Annotated in this window: 8 protein-coding genes and 3 pseudogenes; 10 read left to right on the top strand and 1 reads right to left on the bottom strand. The window is 61.8% G+C overall.

Annotated features, from left to right (window positions below):
• Positions 1-192: 192 nt before the first annotated feature.
• The 3 pseudogenes from GGI60_RS13550 to GGI60_RS13545 form a co-directional block, all read left to right on the top strand.
• Positions 193-457: pseudogene (locus tag GGI60_RS13550) on the top strand (plasmid partitioning protein RepA); the annotation flags it as partial.
• Positions 458-467: 10 nt separating this feature from the next.
• A pseudogene (locus GGI60_RS32005) lies at positions 468-629 on the top strand (IS630 family transposase); the annotation flags it as partial.
• Positions 595-771 (top strand): annotated as a pseudogene (locus GGI60_RS13545) (IS481 family transposase); the annotation flags it as partial. The pseudogenes GGI60_RS32005 and GGI60_RS13545, both read left to right, overlap by 35 nt.
• A gap of 48 nt (positions 772-819) precedes the next feature.
• On the opposite strand, the gene GGI60_RS13540 reads toward GGI60_RS13545, so the two are convergent.
• On the bottom strand, positions 820-999 hold the full coding sequence (locus GGI60_RS13540; protein WP_183916507.1) for a hypothetical protein: 180 nt from the start codon (positions 997-999) through the stop codon (positions 820-822).
• A gap of 1,076 nt (positions 1,000-2,075) precedes the next feature.
• Here GGI60_RS13540 and GGI60_RS13535 point away from each other — a divergent pair.
• From GGI60_RS13535 to GGI60_RS13505, 7 genes are all read left to right on the top strand, one after another.
• A complete protein-coding gene (locus GGI60_RS13535) occupies positions 2,076-5,150 on the top strand; it encodes a DUF4347 domain-containing protein (protein ID WP_183916505.1) in 3,075 nt (1,024 codons plus the stop codon).
• A 17-nt stretch (positions 5,151-5,167) separates the two neighbouring features.
• Positions 5,168-13,714 (top strand): VCBS domain-containing protein, encoded by an 8,547-nt coding sequence (locus GGI60_RS13530; protein WP_183916503.1) that lies wholly within the window; start codon positions 5,168-5,170, stop codon positions 13,712-13,714.
• A gap of 43 nt (positions 13,715-13,757) precedes the next feature.
• Positions 13,758-15,332, top strand: a complete 1,575-nt coding sequence (locus GGI60_RS13525; protein ID WP_183916501.1) for a TolC family protein — start codon at positions 13,758-13,760, stop codon at positions 15,330-15,332.
• A gap of 202 nt (positions 15,333-15,534) precedes the next feature.
• Entirely contained in the window at positions 15,535-16,131 is a 597-nt protein-coding gene (locus tag GGI60_RS13520; RefSeq protein ID WP_183916499.1) for an efflux RND transporter periplasmic adaptor subunit, read from the top strand.
• Complete coding sequence (locus GGI60_RS13515; protein WP_183916497.1) at positions 16,128-17,462, top strand: efflux RND transporter periplasmic adaptor subunit; 1,335 nt, start codon at positions 16,128-16,130, stop codon at positions 17,460-17,462. Before GGI60_RS13520 ends, GGI60_RS13515 begins: the two co-directional genes overlap by 4 nt.
• 77 nt (positions 17,463-17,539) lie before the next feature.
• Entirely contained in the window at positions 17,540-19,624 is a 2,085-nt protein-coding gene (locus GGI60_RS13510) for an HlyD family efflux transporter periplasmic adaptor subunit (RefSeq protein WP_183916495.1), read from the top strand.
• A gap of 599 nt (positions 19,625-20,223) precedes the next feature.
• Positions 20,224-20,511, top strand: coding sequence for an acylphosphatase (locus tag GGI60_RS13505; protein ID WP_183916493.1), 288 nt, complete (start codon positions 20,224-20,226; stop codon positions 20,509-20,511).
• The last annotated feature ends 119 nt before the right edge of the window (positions 20,512-20,630 follow it).

Here is a 20,630-nt window from a genome sequence, read left to right as displayed (position 1 = left end):
TCCGATGATACCTGCCGGTCTTGCCGAAAAAGCCGGACCACCGCAAGGGCAGGTGGGGAGTTGGCCGCGGCCAACTGGGCCGACGATGAGGCCCCGGCCCCTATTGTTGCCGCAAATCCCGAATCGTGTCGTTTTCGATACGCTTTTTGACGCTAAGTTGACAGAAAAGCGCATCGAAAAGGATTGGGTGTTTTGGACAACATTAGCGTATCGACGACAGATGTGCGGATCGAGCGGCATGCGAACCAGCTTTCGCGGCAATTGAAGCTGCTGCGCGACAAGCTGTTTCCGCCGCTTTCGCAGAAGACGCTGCGCACGTTCTCCTCTGGCGAAGCCGCTCAGATGATCGGCGTTTCCGACGGCTATCTTCGCCAGCTTTCGCTGGATGGCAAAGGGGCCGCAGCCGGAGCTTTCCCAGAATGGCCGGCGCTCCTATACGCTCGGCCAAATCAATGAATCCCTGGCGGCTGGCGTCGCTTCGGGGCTGGGGTCGGAGGGTAAACGCCTGCGCGGGTTCGCCCCGCATGGCCCATTGGCGCGCCCGGACTTTCCTGGGCGCGTTGCGCTACAATCGGCTTGCCGCACCTGTCTCCGATGGATCAAAGTCAAGAGAACCCGAGAACGCTTTCGAAGCGTTACGGGATCGATCAGAAGGCCATCGCCAAATGGCGGAAGCGGTCCTCCGTTGCGAACCTTCCGACTGGCCCGAAAGAGCCGAGATCGACGGTGCTATCCGTCGAGGAGGAGGCCGTTATCGTCGCTTTCCGCCGCACGAATTCACTGCGAAGGACGCCCGGCCGGCGATCAGCCATCGTAAAACTACCGCCACCGAGGCGCTCGCTCGGCGTTATGAAGAAGTTCGGATGCTGTCGCAAAGGGGCCGAATAGCTGCAGCAGGCGGGCTTCCTCGATATCATTGAGATGGTGACGCTTGGCGAAATCCTTTACCGACCACACGGGTTTGGTTTCAACATTCTTGAGAGATTCAATATGCTGCATGCTTACTCAGTCCTCCTGCTACCAAGTGGATGAGTTAAACATTGCTAAATTAGAAATATATTAAATAAGACATATCGGACGCTTTGGTACGCTACCGAACACATGCCGGCGACGACAAGGTCGAAGCGGGCTTTGATGGTCTGCATCGATGCTTCGCGCAAGGCCTCCGCTCACAGGTTCCATTAATACCCTTTTCGCCACTGACACTAAAATAGTGGGGTCAACGGTGCTGGCGCGCGGCGAGGGCTTTCGAGGCCAGCGACCGGCTTGTTGCCATAGAATTCACGTTTTAGACTAGCCCGCCGCATGGCTTTGCAGCCGCCTATCAGCTTCGACCGACGGTGAAGTGACATTGCCCGCGCCATTCGGGAGAGCGCTCAGGACTGTGCCTCAGACATTGGCCAAAAGATCGTCCGCCGTCATCTCACTATCCAGGCGACGCCTGCAATCGGGGCCGGCTTTAACATCCGCGACATCGTAAATTGCGCTGTCTTCATGCATCCTTTTGGCTGTGAAGGGACCGAGAAGGTAATCGGCCTCTTGAACCGGACGCTCGTGTCCTCTTTGACCTTGAAAAACTTAGCCTGGACGCCGGGGGCGAGCCGTTACTGTGGCGTTCCAGTAACAGCTTGCCTCCCCGACATGCGTTCCTGCACGTTGAAGTCGAATTTTTGTGCAACGAACCAAGCTTTTTTTGTTATATCCGCTTCCGAACGATGTCAGATTGTTTTCGATTCGTCAGCAAACGCACGATCCAAGAGAGGGGTTAAATTGCGTAACGCCGGGGGCTTACGGCCGGCCGGTTGACGCCATTCGTTTCCGCCGGGTTCATGCCGAAACCGGCAGGTCGCTAAATCGCAGTTTTCCAGCGTGTCTTCGATTGGCACGTTAAGAGGTTGTTTTCCCTTGTTTCAAGCAGTCGTTGAAGGGAATTCCGGTCCGGTGTTAGCGGTAGCAGCAGCGTAGGTCAGAGATCGTGTCCCGAAAAGGATGCCTCTCGAGGGAAGGTGGTTTGCATGAAACGTGGCGGTTTTCTTGCCCGGAGTCTGACTCGCTCGGTCTCCGCCAACAGGGACATGTCTTCTGTCAGCCTCGCCTTGGCGCTCGAACCCCGCTTCATGTATGATGCGGCCGGGGCAGCGACCGCGGCAACCGTTGCGGATCAAGCCCATATGGCCGAAAGCTCCGCGACGGCCGACAAATCTGGGGCGACAGCGCCTGCGGATTCGGCTCACTCAAGCGACACAGCCCATGCCGATGCAGCGGATGCGAATAGCCATCCCGACGTTTCCCACGGCGAACCGCTTCCGACATCAGGGCCGGCTCCCGTCACGGAGATCGCCTTCGTTGATGGACGCTTGCCGGACATCCAATCGCTCGCCCCGCGCGCTGGCGTCGAGGTCGTCGTTCTAGATCCGTCGCGAGACGGCCTCGCTCAGGTTAGCGAAACGCTCGCCGGATACAAAAACCTCTCCGCTATCCATTTCGTCGGCCACGGTGAAAGCGGCTCGTTCTCGATCGGTTCGACAACTCTTGACGGCTCGACCCTCGCTGCGCGCGCGAACGAGATTGCCGGATGGAGCAGCGCGCTCGGCGCTGACGCGGACATCATGATCTGGGGCTGCGATGTCGGGTCGATGCCTTCGGGCGAGGCGCTGGTCGGCGGGCTTTCGGCCCTCACCGGCGCCGACGTGGCTGCATCCACCGATGCCACCGGTGCGGCTGCGCGAGGCGGCGACTGGAGCCTTGAGGTATCAAGTGGGGAAATCGACACTGCGACGCCTTTCGAAGCCGAATCGCTCGCCAATTGGGATCATCTGCTCGATCCGCCGACGATCAGCGGACCAACCGACTCGCCGGTGCGGGTTGCGGAACCGAGCACGCTCAACGCAGCCGGCGCCGACCGCGCTTCGCTTGCCGCGTGGCAGTTCAACAGCAACGTTTCCGGCAACGTCACCGTTACAGCCGCAGTGGACGACGCGTCGATCGGCACCATATTGAATACCGACGGCCGCGCCGTCGCGGTTACAGGCGGCTGGCGCTTCACCGGCACTTTGGCCGAGGCCAACGCCTGGCTCGACAGCCTGACCTTCGCGGCGGCCGATGTGGAGCGGGGCAACATTGCCGGCTCGACGTCCATTTCGCTGACGATCCAGGACGCGGACGGCGGCACTGCCAATCGCTCGATAGACGTGGAGGTCACACCTTCGAACGACCCCGCCATTCTCGACGACCGCTCGACCGCTGTGGTCGAGGGCGGCAGTTTGACGCTTGGTTCAGGCGTGCTTGCTCCGGTCGATCCGGAGGTCGCTGCAGGCGCGCAGATTCCGAGCCAGATCGTCTATCGACTGACTGACGATCCCCAGTTCGGCTATCTGAAGCTCGACGGTCAGCGCATCGCCATTGGCTCCATCTTCACGCAGCAGGATGTGATCGACGGCAAGCTCGTCTACGTGCACACGGAGAAGGGAAGCAACCAGAACGCCAGCGACAGTTTTGCCGTCTCGCTGAATGACGGAGCGACCCCGCAGGCGAGCTCTGATACCGCAGTCATCACCCTGGACGTAACGCCTGTGAACCAGGCGCCCACTGCCTCCGGCAGCGGCGCGATCTATGAGGGGCAGCCTGCCAACGCCACTCTCGGCGGCGTGCCGCAGTCTGTGGTCGGCAATTTCATCAACGCGACCGGCGGCGGCGATTCCGGCGATACGGTGCTGAACGTCCAGCTGACCGACCTGCCGGATCACGGTACACTCTACTTTACGGGCACGGCGACCCTTGGTGGTGTCGCTCAGACGTTCACCAATCGTGCGATCACGGCGAGCGACATCAGCGCCGGCTTCGTCTTCGCCTATGCCGATCGGGCCGGCCTCACTTATGCCAATGACGGAATCGATGGTTCGAACGGGCGACCGCCCAACGACGGCTTCGGTGTCAAGGTCGTCGATGGCGGTGGAGGGACTGGAACTCCAGCAAGCGCGGATGCCACGATCAATCTGACGATCCGTCCTGTCAATGACGATCCGGTGTGGGTCGAAAGCAGCACACGCGCGGCGACCGTCCCGACGCCCGCAGGCAACACGGCGACAGACTACAAGGTGACGCTGACGACGGCCATGCTGAACGCCACCGACGTCGATACTGCGCCTGAAAGCATAACCTTCATCGTCACATCGCAGGCCGCCCTCGATCAAGGGCGCCTCGTCTATATAGACGGCGGCGGCAATGCATCACTGCTGCCCGAAGGCGGGACCTTTACTCTGGCGGACGTACAGGCTGGTCGAGTGCAATATTGGCAGCTCGCCGGGGCCAACCCGACCGACGGCCTTGTCGACAGCTTCAACTTCCAGGTCGTGGACAATGCGATCGCGCCTCACTGGAACACCGATGGCGGGCAGTTTGAACGCATGGGCGGCGTCTATACGGGGCCGTCCTCGTCGGATACGCTGCGGAACTTGGTCTTTACGATCAATCTGGTCCAGACACCTGCCGGCACGGACGGCAGTCTGCCGACTCGTCAGACCGTTACGTCCAGCGCAAGCTCGACCTTTGCCGGCACCAATCCGTCTGGCACCACATACGGCACCCTCGAGGAAGGTGGCACCATCATTCTGACCAACGGCAGCGGCGGCCAGCCCGGTCTAAACTACATCGTACAAGGGGTCGATCCCTCGCAGGTCGTCTACACGATCCTTGGCTTCGACGGGGCTGGCGCGAGCTGGAACGGCGAACTGCAGAAGTTGGTGAGTGGCAGCTGGGTCAGCCTGAGCCTCTACGACACTTTCACGCAGGCAGATCTTAATGCCGGAAACGTCCGCTTTCAGCATGATGGCGGCGAGGACTTCGAATCGAACGTCCGGCTTCAGGCGTCCGCCGGCGTGCTCGTAAGCGACGGTAGCGGCGGCCTTACTACCGACGAGTGGAACACGAGCTTCACCTTCTACGTCAAGCCGGTGAACGACGCGCCGGTCGTAACGGGATCTTCCGAAAACATCATCGATGAAGGCGAAACCGTCGCCATCACGACGGGCATGCTGAATTTCAGCGATGCTGACGATGCCGAGAGCGAGAGCTATCTCGAGGGCACTGCGACTTTGCCCGGGCCGGCGGCGACAATTTTGCCGTTAACCATGACGCCTCAGATCCGCTGACGTTCACGATTGCCAACATGCCGAATCACGGCAAGTTGCAGTATCGCGACGGCGTCGGCAACTGGCTTGACGTCACAGCCGGTATGGAGATCGAGGCCTCCTGGATCACAAACGATCCGGGAACAACGCGCCTGCGTTACGTTCACGACGGCGGGGAAGACCGCAGCGACACCTTCGACGTGCAAGCGACCGACCGCTGGGGCAAGACGTCGAATACTGGATCGGTGAATTTCTTCATTACCAACGTCAACGACGCACCGCAGATTGCCCAGGACCCAACCCAGCCCGATCCGACCGGGAATCTGCCGGGCACGTCGATCCCCGGCACCGGCGCGAACGAACCGCTCGAGATCATCTGGGAAGGCTCGTTCTCACAAATCACCTCGGCGATGCTGCAGGCGATTGATGCGGACAGTACCAGGGAGCAGGTGCAATATCGCATCACCACCGCACCCGCGCATGGTCGCATTGCCTACTCAACCGACGGTGTGAACTTCACTACGATCGGCGTGGGTTCGGCCTTTTCCCAGGCCGATGTCGATGCCGGCCGCATCTACTATCTGAGCAATGGCGACGATCCGACAAGCAGCGGCTATCCCGGCACTCCGGACGACAAGGTCGTGTTCACGCTGGCCGACGGCGCCGCAGAACAGACAGCCCGCGAGTTGTGGATTTACTTGAAGCCTACCAACGACGCGCCGGTCGTGACGGCCCCATCCGGTGTCATCAACGTGACCGACAATCTGACGAACGTGCCGGGCTTCAGCGTGGCCGATCCAGATCTGGCGACTGTCACGGCGCAGGAAACGGACTTCGTCCAGGTGATCGTGCGCCTGCTCAAATCCGATAGCAGCGCCTTCAACGCCGGAAACTACGCCGACGTACAGATCGATGTTACTGCCGGTGGCGCCACAATAGACGCTGATCATGACGGCAACGGCGACTTCCTCGTACTGCGAGGCACGCTTGCCGATGTCAACGCCGCGCTCGGCACGCTCAAGGTGTCGTTCAGCACCGATAGGGACGAGACGTACAAGATCCAGGTCATTGCCGATGATCGCGTACGCGACAGCACCGGCACACTTGTCGACAGGGACGGGACGGCTGCAGGTCTACAGCCCGGCGGCAACGGCGGCGGCACTCTGAACGAGCCGGAAACGCCCATGACGGGGACGCCCCTGGCGGTGCCGTCGACCGACTACGACTGGTATGCCGATGCGGTGCCGGCAACCGGCGCGATCGCCGGCAATATCTCGGCGGCCACGGTGACGATTCGTGCGTCCAGCGTCAACGACCCGGCGACCTTGACCAGCGGAAGCGCTTCGGCGACGGTTTACGAAGACCAGGCGACACCTATCGGCAGCCAGATCAATTTCACGGTCGCAGATCCGGAATCGGCGGCCTTCGGAACACCGGTCACGGTGACGCTCACCATTGCGAGTGGAGCGCTGAACGTGGCAGCCAACCCGGGCGCCGTGGCAGTCAGCGGCCGCGACACCGGGACCCTGGTTCTTACCGGAACCGCCGCCGACATCCAGAACCTCCTGAATGCCAGCCTCAACTACAGAAGCGCGCAGGATATCAACCACGATCTCAACGGCGCTGCGGCCGGAGACGTAACACTCGCCGTCTCATTCAGCGACACCGGCTCCAACCTGGGTACGGGGCAGGCTGCCAACAACCCTTCCGACCTGTCGATCGCCCTTGACATCACCCCCGTCAATGACGCACCGACCGTCTCCTCCGGTACCGGCACGGTTGCGGTGAGCGGGCCGACCGCCATACCGGGCTTCTCGGTCGGCGACCTCGATCTTGGCGGAGACGGTGAGACCGCAACTGCCGCCGGGGAAACCGATTTTGTCCAGGTCACGGTGCGCATCACCTCGACCTCGGGCATACCGCTCAGTTCGCTGCAACACCAGGAGGTCAACATCACCTCGACTGCCGCGATAGCCGAGGGAGCAACATTCGAGATCGACAACACCTTTGATGGCACGGGGAGCGCGCTCGTCATCCGCGGCACACGTGATCAGGTCAACGCTTATCTCGGGCAGCTGCAGGTCGAGTTCACTGGCAGTCTTGCCAACAGCGATAACCATTACAAAATGGAGGTCGTAGCGGACGACCGCGTGCGCGACGTCTCGTCCGGGGCGTTGACCGGTGGCGCTGACGGCGGGCTCGATGACAATGGCGGCAACGGCACGGCGGTGCCGACGACGGCGGTCGATCCTTACGCGGCAGTGCCGGGCGGGCTGACGACCAATGTGGCCGCGAACGCGCGCGATCTTTTCCCGAGCGGGGTCAACGACCCGGCACAAATCGATCTCAGCGGAGCCTTGATCACACCCGAAGGCTCGAACACTGTTCAGCTCAGCGGGATCACCGTCACCGATGCCGACGCCTTGAACGATACCGTTTCATCCACCGTGACGCTGCCCAGCGGCTTCACGTTCGCCTCGGCGGGCGGAACGGCCGGTGTCAACGGCATCGGAACCGGGACGCTGACGCTGACGGGGTCGGTGGCCGACATCAACTCGACACTGAACAGCATCCGCATCCAGCTTCCCGACGTTGCCGGCGCGCCGAACGCGAGCGACTGGAACGGGCAGTTCGATGTTACGATCGTGGTCGATGACGGCGGCCATAACGGTGGCCGTCCAGGTAGTCTGACCGGCGATACGAACGACGCCAATTCCAATCCCGGCGACTTCGGCTACGTTGACGCGTCGGGGGCGGCGCTCGTGACCACGCGCACGTTCGCCTTCACGGTGACCGCGGTGAACGATGCGCCCCAGGTGGTTGGCGACGGAACCGAAACCTTGCCGGCCGGCCCGGAGGACGGGACACCTGCCGGCCAGACTGTCGCCAGCCTTTTCGGAGGCCAGTTCGGTGATCCAGTCGATCTCATTCCCGCAGGATCGAGTTCGAACAGCTTTGCCGGCATTGCTGTCGTCGGACTGACGACCAACACGTCTCAGGGCAGCTGGCAGTATTTCAACGGCAGCAGCTGGGTGGATGTCGGCGCTCGCAACCTCAATACTGCGCTCATCCTCAGCGCCGACACTCTGGTGCGGTTCAATCCTGCCGCCGACTTCCACGGTACGCCCAATGCGATGACGGTGCGGTTGATGGAAGATGGGGGGACGGTGCCGGTGACCGGAACCGTCGTCAATCTTTCGGGCGGGAGCGCCACCGGCGGCACGACCCGCTACAGCGCGGGAACGGTTGTGCTGTCGACTGCCGTCGACAACGTCAACGATCGTCCGACCCTTTCCTCTACATCACTGCCCAACGTGAATGAGGACGTTACGAATCCTCCAGGCCGCACGGTCGCCCAGATCTACGGCACCGGCCCCTACGCCGACGCGATCGACGACAGAACCTCCATCACTGGCGGCGGCAATGCCGCGACTCCCCTCGGCGGCATCGCGATCGTCGACAACGCCGCCACCGCCGCTCAGGGCGTTTGGCAATATTCGCTCGACGGAACGACCTGGACCGACATCGCCACATCCGTTAGCGATACGGCGGCGCTGCTCCTGCCCACCGATGCGCATCTGCGTTTCCTGCCGGACGGAAATTACAATGGGACGCCGGGTGCCCTGGCAGTTCGCGCATCGGACAGTCCTGTCAACTTCGCCGCCAGCCAGGATATCTCGCCCACCGTCAATGATCAGACCAGCCATTGGTCGCTCGCAAGTGGCCTTACGACCTCGGTCATCAAGCAAAACGACGCCCCGGTGCTCGGCGGGGCAGTGAGCAATCCGACGGCGGTCGAGAGCGGGACGTCCGGGGTAGGTACTGCTCCCGTGACGCTGGTGACCGCCGGGACTGCCACGGTCTCGGACATCGACCTTTCGACGACGCCCGGCCTTGCCGCCACGGTCTTCGGTGCCGGCACGATCACGGTCAGCCTCGGCAATTTCCAGACCGGAGACGTACTGGCGGTTCAGGGTAGCCTGCCGGCGGGAGTGACCGTCAGTGGCGGCGTCGACGGCACGCTGACCATCACGCTTGATGCCGATACCACGATCGGCGAGGTGCAGAGCCTCATCGAGCGCATTGCATTCGTAAATACCACCGACAATCCAACGAGCTACGGTGCCAGCCCAACCCGCACCTATACCATCATCGCCAATGACGGGAACAATCAGCAGGCGGGCGGGAATGCCGGCGGACCCGCGCTGGCTTCCAACGTGCTCTCGGGAACGATAACGTTCAATGCCGCGAACGAACCCCCGACTGCGCGTGACGACAATAATAGCATAACGGAAGATGGCCCAGCCTCGGTTGGCGGCAACGTGATCGCTGGCCACGGCGGCGTCGGCCAGGATACTGACCCGGACTCGCTGACGGTTACGGTGACCAACGTGAGCTTCGCCGGTAACGCGCAAAGTGTCGGCACGCGCTTCAAGATAGATCACGGCTGGCTGACGCTCAACGACGACGGCACCTACACCTACGATCTCGACAACGGCGATCCGACGGTCAACGCGCTGAAGACCGGTGACACGCTGCAGGACGCCGTAAGTTACACGATCTCCGACGGCGCGGGCGGAACGTCGACGGCGACGCTGATGATCGTCATCCAGGGCCGGACCGATGGGTCTCCGACCGTTCTGCCGGCCGATGCCAATGGCGGCGCGGCTGGGCAAACCGACGTCTTCGAGCACGGCCTGACCTCGGCGATCGATCCGAGCGAGACGGCCACCGGCACGATCGATATCACGGCACCCGATGGCCTTGCCTCCATCGACGTGGGCGGCACGTCGGTGACGCTCGCTCAACTGCAGGGGCTCGATTCGACACCGATCGCAATCGACACAGGCGCGGGCATCCTGACGCTGACCGGCTTCACGCCGGCCACCGGCGTGCCGACAAGCGGTACTCTGACCTACAGCTATGTGTTGAAGGCCGCCCAGAACCAGGCCGCGGCGACGGAAAGCCTGGACCAGATCGCGCTGACGGTTACGGACGCGGGTGGCGACAACAGCACCGGCACGCTGACGGTGCGCATCGTCGATGATGGACCGGCCGCACGCAATGACGCCACGGAGATCACCGAAGATGCGCCGTCTGCGATCGTGAGCGGCAATGTGGTGTCGGGAGCGGGCCCGCAGGAAATGGCGGACGATTTTGGCGCCGACGGTCCTGCAGCGAGCGGCAATGTCGTGACGGCGGTGAGCTTCGGCGGCACGGTACGCATGGTTGGCTCGCCGTTTGCGGCCGCCTATGGCTCGCTAACGCTGAACGCCGACGGCAGCTATGCCTATCAGCTCGACAATACCAACCTGTTCGTCAACGAGCTGAAGGCCGGCGAGACGCTGAGCGAGACAATCAGCTACACCATCGTCGACAGCGACGGCGAGAGCTCGACCGCAACGCTCACGATCACGATCCATGGCAATACGGATGGCGGTCCGACCATTCTCCCCGTTGACGGCAACGGCGGCCTGGCGGGCGAGGCTGAAGTCCACGAGCGTGGCCTCACATCGTCATCGGATTCCACCGAAAAAACCACCGGGACCATCAACCTTACGGCGCCGGATGGACTGGCCTCCGTGACGGTCGGCGGACAAGCCGTCACCTTGGCTGAGCTGCAGGGGCTCGGTTCCACGCCGATCACGATCGATACTGGTGAGGGAACACTGACCCTAATTGGATTCACGGTGACGGCGACGAACGGCAGCATTCCGATCGGCGGCACAATTCAGTATAGCTACGAACTGAAGGCTGCGCAGGATCAACCATCGGCGACAGAAAGCCTCGACGCGATTGCGCTTGCGATAACCGACGAGGGCGGCACAACTGCGAACGGCACGTTGACCGTGCGCATTGTTGATGACGCGCCGACGGGGCGCAACGACACGGCCGAGATCACCGAAGATGCGGCGTCTGCGACCGTGAGCGGCAATGTTGTGACGGGAGCAGGCCCGCAGGACGTGGCGGACGATTTTGGCGCCGACGGTCCTCCGGCGAGCGGTAATGTCGTAACGGCGGTGAGCTTCGGCGGCACAGGACATCCTGTGGGCTTGTCGTTTGCGACTGCCTACGGCTCGCTGACGCTGAACGCCGACGGCAGCTATATCTATCAGCTCGACAACACCAACCCGGCGGTCAACAAGCTGAAGGCCGGCGGCACGCTAAGCGAGACCGTCAGTTACACGATCGTCGACAGCGACGGTGAGACCTCGACAGCGACGCTGACGGTCACGGTACACGGCAATACGGATGGCTCACCGGCCATAGCCTCGATCGACGCCAATGGCGGCGCGGCGGGCGAGGCCGAGGTCGACGAGCACGGCTTGACCGACACGGCGGACGCGAGCGAGACAACCACCGGCACGATCGATATCGCATCGCCGGACGGACTTGCGTCCGTTACCGTTGGCGGCCGGACGGTGACGCTCACCGAGCTGCAGGCGCTGGGTTCGGCCCCGATAACGATCGACACCGGGGAAGGCACTCTGACGCTGACCGGCTTTACGACAGGCAGCGGTGCGGGCGCAGTGCCCACCGCGGGAGCGCTGAGTTACAGCTATGTCATAAAGGCCTCACAGAGCCAGCCATCCGGGACGGAGAGCTTCGATCAGATCGCTTTGACAGTCACGGATGCGGGCGGCGACAATAGCACGGGTATTCTGACGGTGCGCATCATCGATGACGTGCCGGCAGCGGCCAACGACATCAGCACAATCGCCGAGAACACCAGCTCGGTCACCGGCAACGTGGTGAGCGGCACCGGTCCGGGTGACGTAGCCGATCGCCTCGGTGCTGACGGCGGCACGGTGACCGGTCTGAGCTTCGGCGGAGACGCACAGCCGATCGGAACCCCTGTCAGCGGCAACTATGGCAACCTGACGCTCAACCCGGATGGCAGCTATTCCTATGTGCTCGACAATGCCAATCCCGCCGTCGACCAGCTGCGCCCGAGCGAGACGCTAACGGAGGAGTTCACCTACACGATCACTGATGGCGATGGCGACGCGTCCACGGCAACGCTGACCATCATCATCTCCGGTTCCAATGACGCGCCGGTCATCGTCGACCCGAACCACCTGATAGCCGGTGCCGAGGACGGCGTCATAATTCTCACGCCGGACGACTTCGCCTCAACCGATGCTGATGCGGGCGATTTGGTCGAGGACGTCAGGATTGTCGAGGTGCCAACCAAGGGCACGCTCTATCGCAATGGGGAGGCGCTGACCGCCGGTGCGACTGTCAGCCTATCTGACATCGCGGCAGGCAAGCTCACCTATCGCCCGGCGCCGGATGGAAACGGCACGGTCTATGCCAGCTTCCAATATCAGCTCGGCGATGGCGCGGAATACTCGACGCCCGCCACCATGGGCATCAAAATCGAGCCCCGCAACGACACCCCCACGGTTTCCGGGCCGGACAGTATCTCCACGATGCCGGATGCACCTGTGGTCTTCGACGGCCGCGGAGGTTCAGGCCACGCACCGGCAATCAGCATCGACGACCTGATCGACCTCTCGGCAACCGGAGCGACCGATGCCTTCACCGTCACCCTGAGCGTGGGACACGGCGTGATCACGATTGCCGACCCGACCGGCGGCATCGTCGGCGAGGGCAGTGGAGCGACACTCACGATCTCCGGCACGCGCGATGCGATCAAAGCGGCGCTTGCGACCCTTTCCTATGTGGCGGACCGCACTTTCGAAGGTTCGGACCAGTTGAGTGTCGCGCTCGATGATCATCTGAACGGCGTCTCGGGAGACGGTGCCCAGCCGGGCACGGCGAGCCATGTGGTGGATATTACAGTGACCCGGCCGCCCGCGAGCGATCCCAGCGTCATCAACCTGCCTGACTCCGAGCGTGGGGAAGAAGATCATCACGACGGTGCCCTGCAATGGGATATCCATGACACTGACGAGCGCTCCTACGGCGACATGGGCCATCTCGAGGGCCGCCCTATCCATCGCTATGCGGTGACATGGCAGCCGATCACGCAGCAGATGTCGTTCCAGCAATATGGATTGGACCGGGAAACGCTCTTCTATGAGGCCCGACTCGGCCGCGACTTGCCGCTACCCTCCTGGATCACCTTCGATGCGCACACACAAAGTGTCACCGCCATACCGGACGACGCCGTGAAGCCAGGTGTCTACACGGTGCGTGTTGTTGCCCGCGACGCCGAGGGCAACGAGGCGGAATCCGTGCTTACCATCAACGTGCTGCGCGACGTCAAGAAGAGCTTCGATGCGGGTGCCGCCAAGCTTCCGCATCCGGAAAAGGCGACCAAGCCCGCCAAGGCGGTTGATGACGCCGGCGAGACAACACCTGACAACGCCTCTGAGCCGGAGCAGAAAGACGCTCCGATCGAAGACGATCACAGCGGCGATATACAGCTTCCGGGTCACGTCGTCGCCGATCAACTCCTGCCGCGGATTTCACTCGCCGCCCCTGAAACCGGCGCGGAAGGTGGAACAGACAACATTTCGTTAAGTAATCTGCTGCTAGCGCTCGGCCCCGCCGGTCAGATGATTCAAGCGGCACGCTTCATTGAATCATTGGCTGCGGAAGGGAGTGGCGACCGATGATCAAGTGGCGGCAATAATCCAGAATTCGAGCGGGGATGCACCAATGCTGCTACGATTGTCAGCGATCTTATTGTGCGTAGGCCTGAGCGCCTGCATCGTCAAACCTGAGCCATTCACGCTGAATGAGAACATCGCTCGCGCATCGAAGGATCTTGCGGCGGTGGAAAATAGCAGCCCCGCCCCGACAGGCCCGATATCGCTGGAAGAAGCCCAGGCTCGGGCCGTCGCCTACAATCTCGACCACCGCCTGCAGATCTTCAATGCGGCCATGCAGGACCGGCAGCTCGATCTGACGAAGCTCGACATGCTGCCCAACCTCACCGCCAATGCCGGCTATGTGGCGCGCGACCGCGAGCTGGTGAGTTCAAGCGCCAGCTACCAGAGCGGCGCTATCAACCCGTCCAATTTCCAGAACGTCTCCGTCGACCGTCGGCGCGAGTTCGCCGACCTTACTCTATCCTGGAATATTGTCGATTTCGGTTTAAGCTATCTGCAGGCGAAGCAGCAGGCCGATCGCGTCGAAATCGCCAACGAGCAGCGGCGGCGAGTCATCAACAACATCTTTCAGCAGGTCCGGTCGACTTATTGGACCGCGGTAGCCGCCGAGCGGCTACGTCCGCGCCTGCGGCCGATCATCAGTGAGGCGCGGCGGGCGCTGGTTTCATCGCGCGACCTGGAAACGGCTCGCGCCCAGGATCCGCTTGCCGCGCTGCGCTACCAGCGTTCGCTCATCGAACTGATCCAGGAGCTGGAAGGTGTCGATGACAATCTCACAATCGCCAAGATCCAGCTCGCGCAGTTGATGGGGCTGCGTCCGGGCATCGAATATAAGCTGGTCATACCCAAGGACATGCCCGCACCTGCGCCCGTGCGGCTAACCATCGACGAGATGGAGCGGGTGGCCCTGGTGAACCGGCCGGAACTCCATGAGGAAGGCTACAATACCCGGGTCGTTCAGCAGGAAGGGCGTAAGTCGCTGCTGAAGCTGGTCCCCGGCGTCACGTTGCTCGGTTCGCTCAACTACGACAGCAACAGCTATCTTCTTTTCAATAACTGGGCCGAGGCGAGCGCCCGCGTGACGGCGAATCTGTTGCGCCTGGCAACCCTGCCGGACGTGAAGCGACTGAATGAATCGCAGGCTCAAATTGCTGAAACGCGCAGGTTCGCAATGACGACGTCCGTGCTCGCGCAGGTCCAAATCGCCGCCCAGCAATACCAGATCGCCCGCAAAAACTATCACAATGCGCGCACTTTGGCCGAGGTCAACCGCCGTATTGCGACCGTTGCGGCCGAGACGGCGGAAGCCGAAACAGCATCCGACCTCGATCGCATATTTGAGCGGGCCAATGCTACGCTCTCGGACCTGGCACGCAATCGTGCTTATGCCGACCTGCAGAACGCGGATGCGTATATTTACGTGACCCTCGGTCTGGATGCTCTCCCCGACGGCATCTCCACGACCAATCTCGACGCCCTGGTTGCGGCCCTCCGCCAGCGGGAATCCGAACGGCGGAGCGCCAGGATCGAAGTTCCTGACTTCAGTTCCCCCACATCCGCACCCGTCAAGATCGACGGCGCGGCCGTCGCCTCGGCGCCGGCGAAGAAGAGTGGCTCATGAAGATGAGAGCGAGCCGTTGGGCTGTTGACATGGGACTTGCACGCAAGTTTCTGCCGCGGGCTGCAATATCATTGTTGATCGCCCTGCCCGCCGGAACAGATCCCGCGATGGCTCAGACGGCGGAGGGGGCAGGTATTCGCGCGCAGCTGGTCTCACGCAGCGCCACGCTGCTCTCCAGCGAGGTCGCTGGAAGGTCGTAGCTTTGCCGTTCCGCGAAGGCGAGTCCTTTCGGCAAGGGGACGAGATTGCTGCCATCGACTGCGCGACCTACGAAGCCAAGCTCTCGCTCGCCGATGCCCAGGTCCGCCGCGGCGAGCGAAAGGTGGCAGCGCTCACAGTGCTCGATAAGAAGGGAGCGACCGGCAAGGTCGATGTCGACCTTGCCGAGATCGAGGTGCTCGCCGCCAAAGCTGAATACAGTGCTGCCGCGGCGGATGTCTCGCGCTGCAATATCGTGGCCCCGTTTTCCGGTCGGATCGCCGAGCTGAAGATTCGTCGGTACCAATACGTTTCGGCCGGCGAGCCCATGCTGGATATCGTCAGTGACCACGATCTCGAAGTGGAGCTGCTTGCGCCGTCACGTTGGCTCTCCTGGCTGAAACCCGGCGCGACGTTCGCCGTGCGCATCGACGAGCTCAATCGCGATTTTCCCGCGGTCGTTACCAGGACGGGGGCGCGCATCGATCCGGTCAGCCAGTCGATCAAGATCTATGCACGCATCGACGGCGACTTTCCGGAACTCATTCCCGGCATGAGCGGCCTCGCCCTCATCGCGCCCCCGGAATCGTCCGTCCGATGAGCAACATTCCCAATCGCGAACTCCTGCGCCTCACGGCCCTTATTCACCTGGAAAAGCGGGCGCGTGCGGCAGGCGATGACGAACTGTCCTTCGTCATGGTGAATGAAACGCTCGCGGTCGTGCGCTACCGACAGGCATTGCTGTGGCGCTCGGCTCCGGCAGGGCGCGTCATCGCAGTATCAGGCGTTGCGATTCCGGATCCATATGCACCCTACCTCGTCTGGGCGAGCGGGCTTTGCTCTCAACTGGAGGCGCAGGGCCTTGAAGGCATACACGAAGTCGTTTCCGCCGACGTCGATCCCAGGATCGCAGTCGAGTGGGCGGAGTGGCTGCCACCGTATCTGGTATGGGTCCCACTTGGACGTCCGCTCGGCGCGCTTGTCCTGGCGCGCGAGACTCCGCTGAATGAGGGAGAGCGGAATCTCCTAGAAGTGATAGCTGACGCTTACGGTCACGCTTGGAGGGCGCAGCTTAAAGGCAGGGGCTTTCGGGAGAGGATAACGGGCTCGGGAAAGGGCAGGCGCAGGATAGCCTTCGTACTCATGCTCGCAGTTCTCTTCGCCTCTGCCTTCGTGCCGGTTCGTCAATCCGTGCTTGCGCAGGCCGAGATTGCTCCGCGTGAACCATTCATGATCCGCGCGCCCCTCGACGGCGTCGTTGAGAATATCCTTGCGAAGCCGAACCAAACCATAGCGGAAGGGCAGACCCTCATTACGCTCGACCCGAGAAAGCTGCGCAACCAGCTTGAGGTGGCGACCCGCGCCAAGGAGGCGGCAGAAGCCGAGCTGCGCCAGGCAAAACAATTCGCAGTGGTGGACCAGAAGGTCCGTGCCTCATTGCCGGTGCTGCAAGGCAAGCTGGATCAGCAGATGGCCGAGGTCGCTTATTTGACGGAGCAGCTCGGCCAGACCGATATCAAGGCGCCGCGTTCCGGAATAGCGGTCTATGACGATCCGAACGACTGGATTGGCCGGCCTGTTGCCATCGGCGAGCGCATGATGCTGATTGCCGATCCGAGCAGAGTCGAGGTTGATGCGCGTCTTCCGGTGGCAGACGCGATCGACCTTGAAGTCGGCGGACCAGTCTGGCTGTTCCTGAACATCGAGCCCGGGCGGCCGCTGGATGCCGTTCTAACCTCCGTCTCTTACAAGGCCCAGCAAGGTCCTGACGGGGTACTTGCCTATCGCGTTAAGGCGCAGTTTGCAGAGCACGAACAATTGCCGCGGATCGGACTTAAGGGAACGGCGAAGCTCTATGGCGAGCGAGTGCCGCTAGCCTATGCGATATTCCGACGGCCGATATCGGCGGCGCGCCAATGGCTGGGGTTCTGAGCCTCGCTGCGGGCGCATCGCCCGCGCCTCCTATACCTGAAAACATCGCCGCGCGCGCATCGGCTGATCTTCCGCCATTGCGCGATGAGCTTGTTCTGGAGAGGGCTGGACGGCTGAGAGGCGGGGCGCCGAGCTGGACGCTCTACGATCCGGCTGCCAATCGCTTTTATCGCATCGGCTGGCTGGAATTCGAAGTACTGTGCCGGTGGCGTCTCGGAGACATGCAGGAGATCGCTGATCAGATCGGCCGCGACACGACGCTGAGGCCGGAAAAGACCGATATAGAGCAATTTTTCCGCTTCCTTTCCAATGCTCATCTGTTGCGCGAAGCCAGGCCCGAGGCAACACGGCGTCTTCTGGAGCGCAAGGCTGCCGGACAGCATGGTTGGCTCACCTGGCTGATCCACCACTATCTATTCATTCGCATTCCGCTCCTGCGGCCGGACCGGATTCTCGGGATCCTGCTGCGGAGGCTGGAATGGGTCTACAGTTACGGCTTTCTAACAACCACCGTCCTTGTCGGGCTGACTGGCCTATACCTGGCGCTGCGGCAGTGGGACACATTCAAAGTGTCGTTCCCCTGGTTCTTTTCGCTGGAAGGCGCGGCTTTGGCGGGTGCGGCGCTGCTTTTCTCCAAGGTCCTTCACGAGCTTGGCCATGGACTTACGGCGAAGCGCTACGGGTGTCGCGTTCCAAGCATGGGGGTCGCGTTGCTGGTCATGGCCCCTGTCCTCTATACCGACACTAGCGCGGCCTGGCGGCTCAAGGACCGGCGGAAGCGGCTTGCGATCGGCTGTGCCGGCGTGGCGGCCGAGTGTTGCCTTGCGGCCTATGCCTTGCTGTTGTGGAGCTTCCTTCCCGACGGCGCCTTTCGCAGCGTTGTGTTGGTATGGGCGACGACCGCATGGGTACTGACGGTGTTTATCAACATGTCACCCTTCATGAGGTTCGATGGCTATTACCTGTTCTCGGACTTGATCGACGTGCCAAATTTGCAGGAGCGCTCCTTCGCGCTCGCGCGCCACAAGCTCCGGGAAATGCTGTTCGATTTCCGCGCTCCGCCTCCCGAGCCCTGGTCCCGGGGCATGCGCCGCATCCTTCTCGTCTACGCGTTTTCGACATGGCTCTACCGATTTTTTCTGTTCCTCGGCATCGCGCTGGTCGTCTACCACATGTTCTTCAAGGCGCTCGGCATCCTGCTGTTCGCAGTGGAGCTGTGGTGGTTCACCGCACGTCCGATCGTTCGGGAACTGATCGACTGGGGGAAACGGCGCCGCAGCCGCCCGCTAAACGCCAGAACTGTTCTCACCTTCACGATCTTTGCCGGCATTCTCGTCACGCTGGTCGTCCCCTGGCGGGGCTCGGTTCATGCGCCGGCGCTGCTCGCCGCTGCCACGCAAGTCGAACTGTTCACCCAGGTGGCGGGGCGTGTCTCGGTCATCCATGTGAAGGTCGGCGATCGGGTGGAGAGGGATGAACCGTTGATCGAATTTGCCTCGCCCGAGATCGAGTTCAAATTCAAGAAGGCGAGACTGCATGTCGATGATCTTGTGATGCGTATCCGGGCCGCAGCACAGGACCCGACGCTGCGCTCCGATGCACAGCTTTTGGAACGTGAATTAGAAGGAGCCAAGGCGGAGCTTGCTGCAGCCGAGGTGGAGAGGGGCCGGCTCGTCATTCGGGCACAGGTGTCGGGAACCGTCGTGCAGCTTGCCGATCCGCTGGCGGTCGGCGAGTGGCTCAAGGTCGGTGAATCCGTCGGACTAATTGCCGACGCAAAGGCTGCCCGCGTCCGGGCCTATGTAATGGAGGCCGATCTCCAGCGTATCGAGGTTGGCGGCGAGGGCTCTTTTGTTCCTGCTGATCTTGCCTCGCCTCGGCTCAAGGCACGCGTCATCACCATCGACGGCGCCGCCATAGAAACATTGCCGGACGGGGAACTTGCCTCCCTTCATGGCGGCGCGATCGCAACGCGTCAAGGGGCGAACGCGACACTGGTTCCTGAGGTTTCGCTCTACCGCGTTACGCTGGAGGTGGCGGAGCCCTCGTCCCTCCAGCACCTGATGTCGGGGATTGCTGTCATCGAAGCGCGCCCAGCATCGATTGCCGGGCAGATATGGCGGAAGGTCGCCGGCGTCATCATTCGCGAAAGCGGAATTTGAGCTATCACCCAATCAATGGCCCGCGATTAGCGCCAGCTTGCAGCGTGCCTTTGGTGGGCCCCATTGAGAACAGATCGATCGTTAACTCCGTCTTGATCATCGGACCAAGTTGGATGCAGGTCCCCTGTCTCTCGCCCAGAGTCTTGGCGGCGAACAAGCAGCGACCGCCGCTACAATTAATGTGAAAAAATCATAACAGAAGGAGAGGACGAGTCGTCCTAAGCTCATCATTTACGGCAAACCTTCATGGCGCATTTGCGTGAATGCGGCTGACCCCCTACCCTGCACACGCCCATGTTGCACTTGGCGTAGATTCTCCAAAGCTGGTTAGAAGTGCGACATGCTAATAACAATGCTTCGACGCGTAAAACGAGGTTGCCGGCGCGCGAGAACGATCTCCGATTTTACGTGCCTCATGTCCCGAACAGATCCGGGCCGCCTGCACTTCGAGGTCCACGCATCGCAACGCCGCCGGCAAATTGACTGGCATCCTGTCCTGATGTCCGACGAAAGCGCCAAAACCGTTCGCCCGCTCATGCCCCTTTCACAACGGCACCGACGCGCTATGCTGTCATCATGATAGGAAACCAGTGCAATCCATGAGACCATCACGCCAGGGCGAGTTGCGGGAACGGATCACGATCGTTGGCGACGTCAATGCCGCCTCTTTCGTCCCGTGGATTCGCCGCCATGCCGACAAGCTCGGCCTTTCCCAGCATTTCTTTTACGCCGACGCCGGCAGGATAGAGTTCGAGGTGGCGGGGCCTGCGGAACTGATCGACATGCTGGAAATGGGCTGTTCGCTCGGACCGATCGATGTCTGGGTCGACGAGATTCAGCGCAAAATTGTAGATCCCTCCGACACGCTGCAACCTGCTCAGCATTGATCGCATGCACTTTATTTAATCATTGTTGCCAATGCGAATCTTTTATGCAAGCTTCTGAAAACGAAGATTGCAACCTCGTCAGCAATGTGTGGCCAGCGGCTCTAAAGCATTGGTAAATT

The sequence above is a fragment of the Rhizobium lentis genome (assembly GCF_014200175.1).
Lineage (GTDB): Bacteria > Pseudomonadota > Alphaproteobacteria > Rhizobiales > Rhizobiaceae > Rhizobium > Rhizobium mulingense.
The sequence above is the reverse complement of the archived record's forward strand: the minus strand, read 5'-3'. Positions and strand labels throughout refer to the sequence as shown.

Bases quoted from the DNA above. Each gene is read 5' to 3' on its own strand.
- GGI60_RS13525 (WP_183916501.1), top strand. From the start codon at position 13,758: ATGCTGCTACGATTGTCAGCGATCTTATTGTGCGTAGGCCTGAGCGCC.
- GGI60_RS13535 (WP_183916505.1), top strand. From the start codon at position 2,076: ATGTCTTCTGTCAGCCTCGCCTTGGCGCTCGAACCCCGCTTCATGTAT.
- GGI60_RS13540 (WP_183916507.1), bottom strand. From the start codon at position 999: ATGCAGCATATTGAATCTCTCAAGAATGTTGAAACCAAACCCGTGTGG.
- GGI60_RS13515 (WP_183916497.1), top strand. From the start codon at position 16,128: ATGAGCAACATTCCCAATCGCGAACTCCTGCGCCTCACGGCCCTTATT.
- GGI60_RS13530 (WP_183916503.1), top strand. From the start codon at position 5,168: ATGCCGAATCACGGCAAGTTGCAGTATCGCGACGGCGTCGGCAACTGG.
- GGI60_RS13505 (WP_183916493.1), top strand. From the start codon at position 20,224: ATGAGACCATCACGCCAGGGCGAGTTGCGGGAACGGATCACGATCGTT.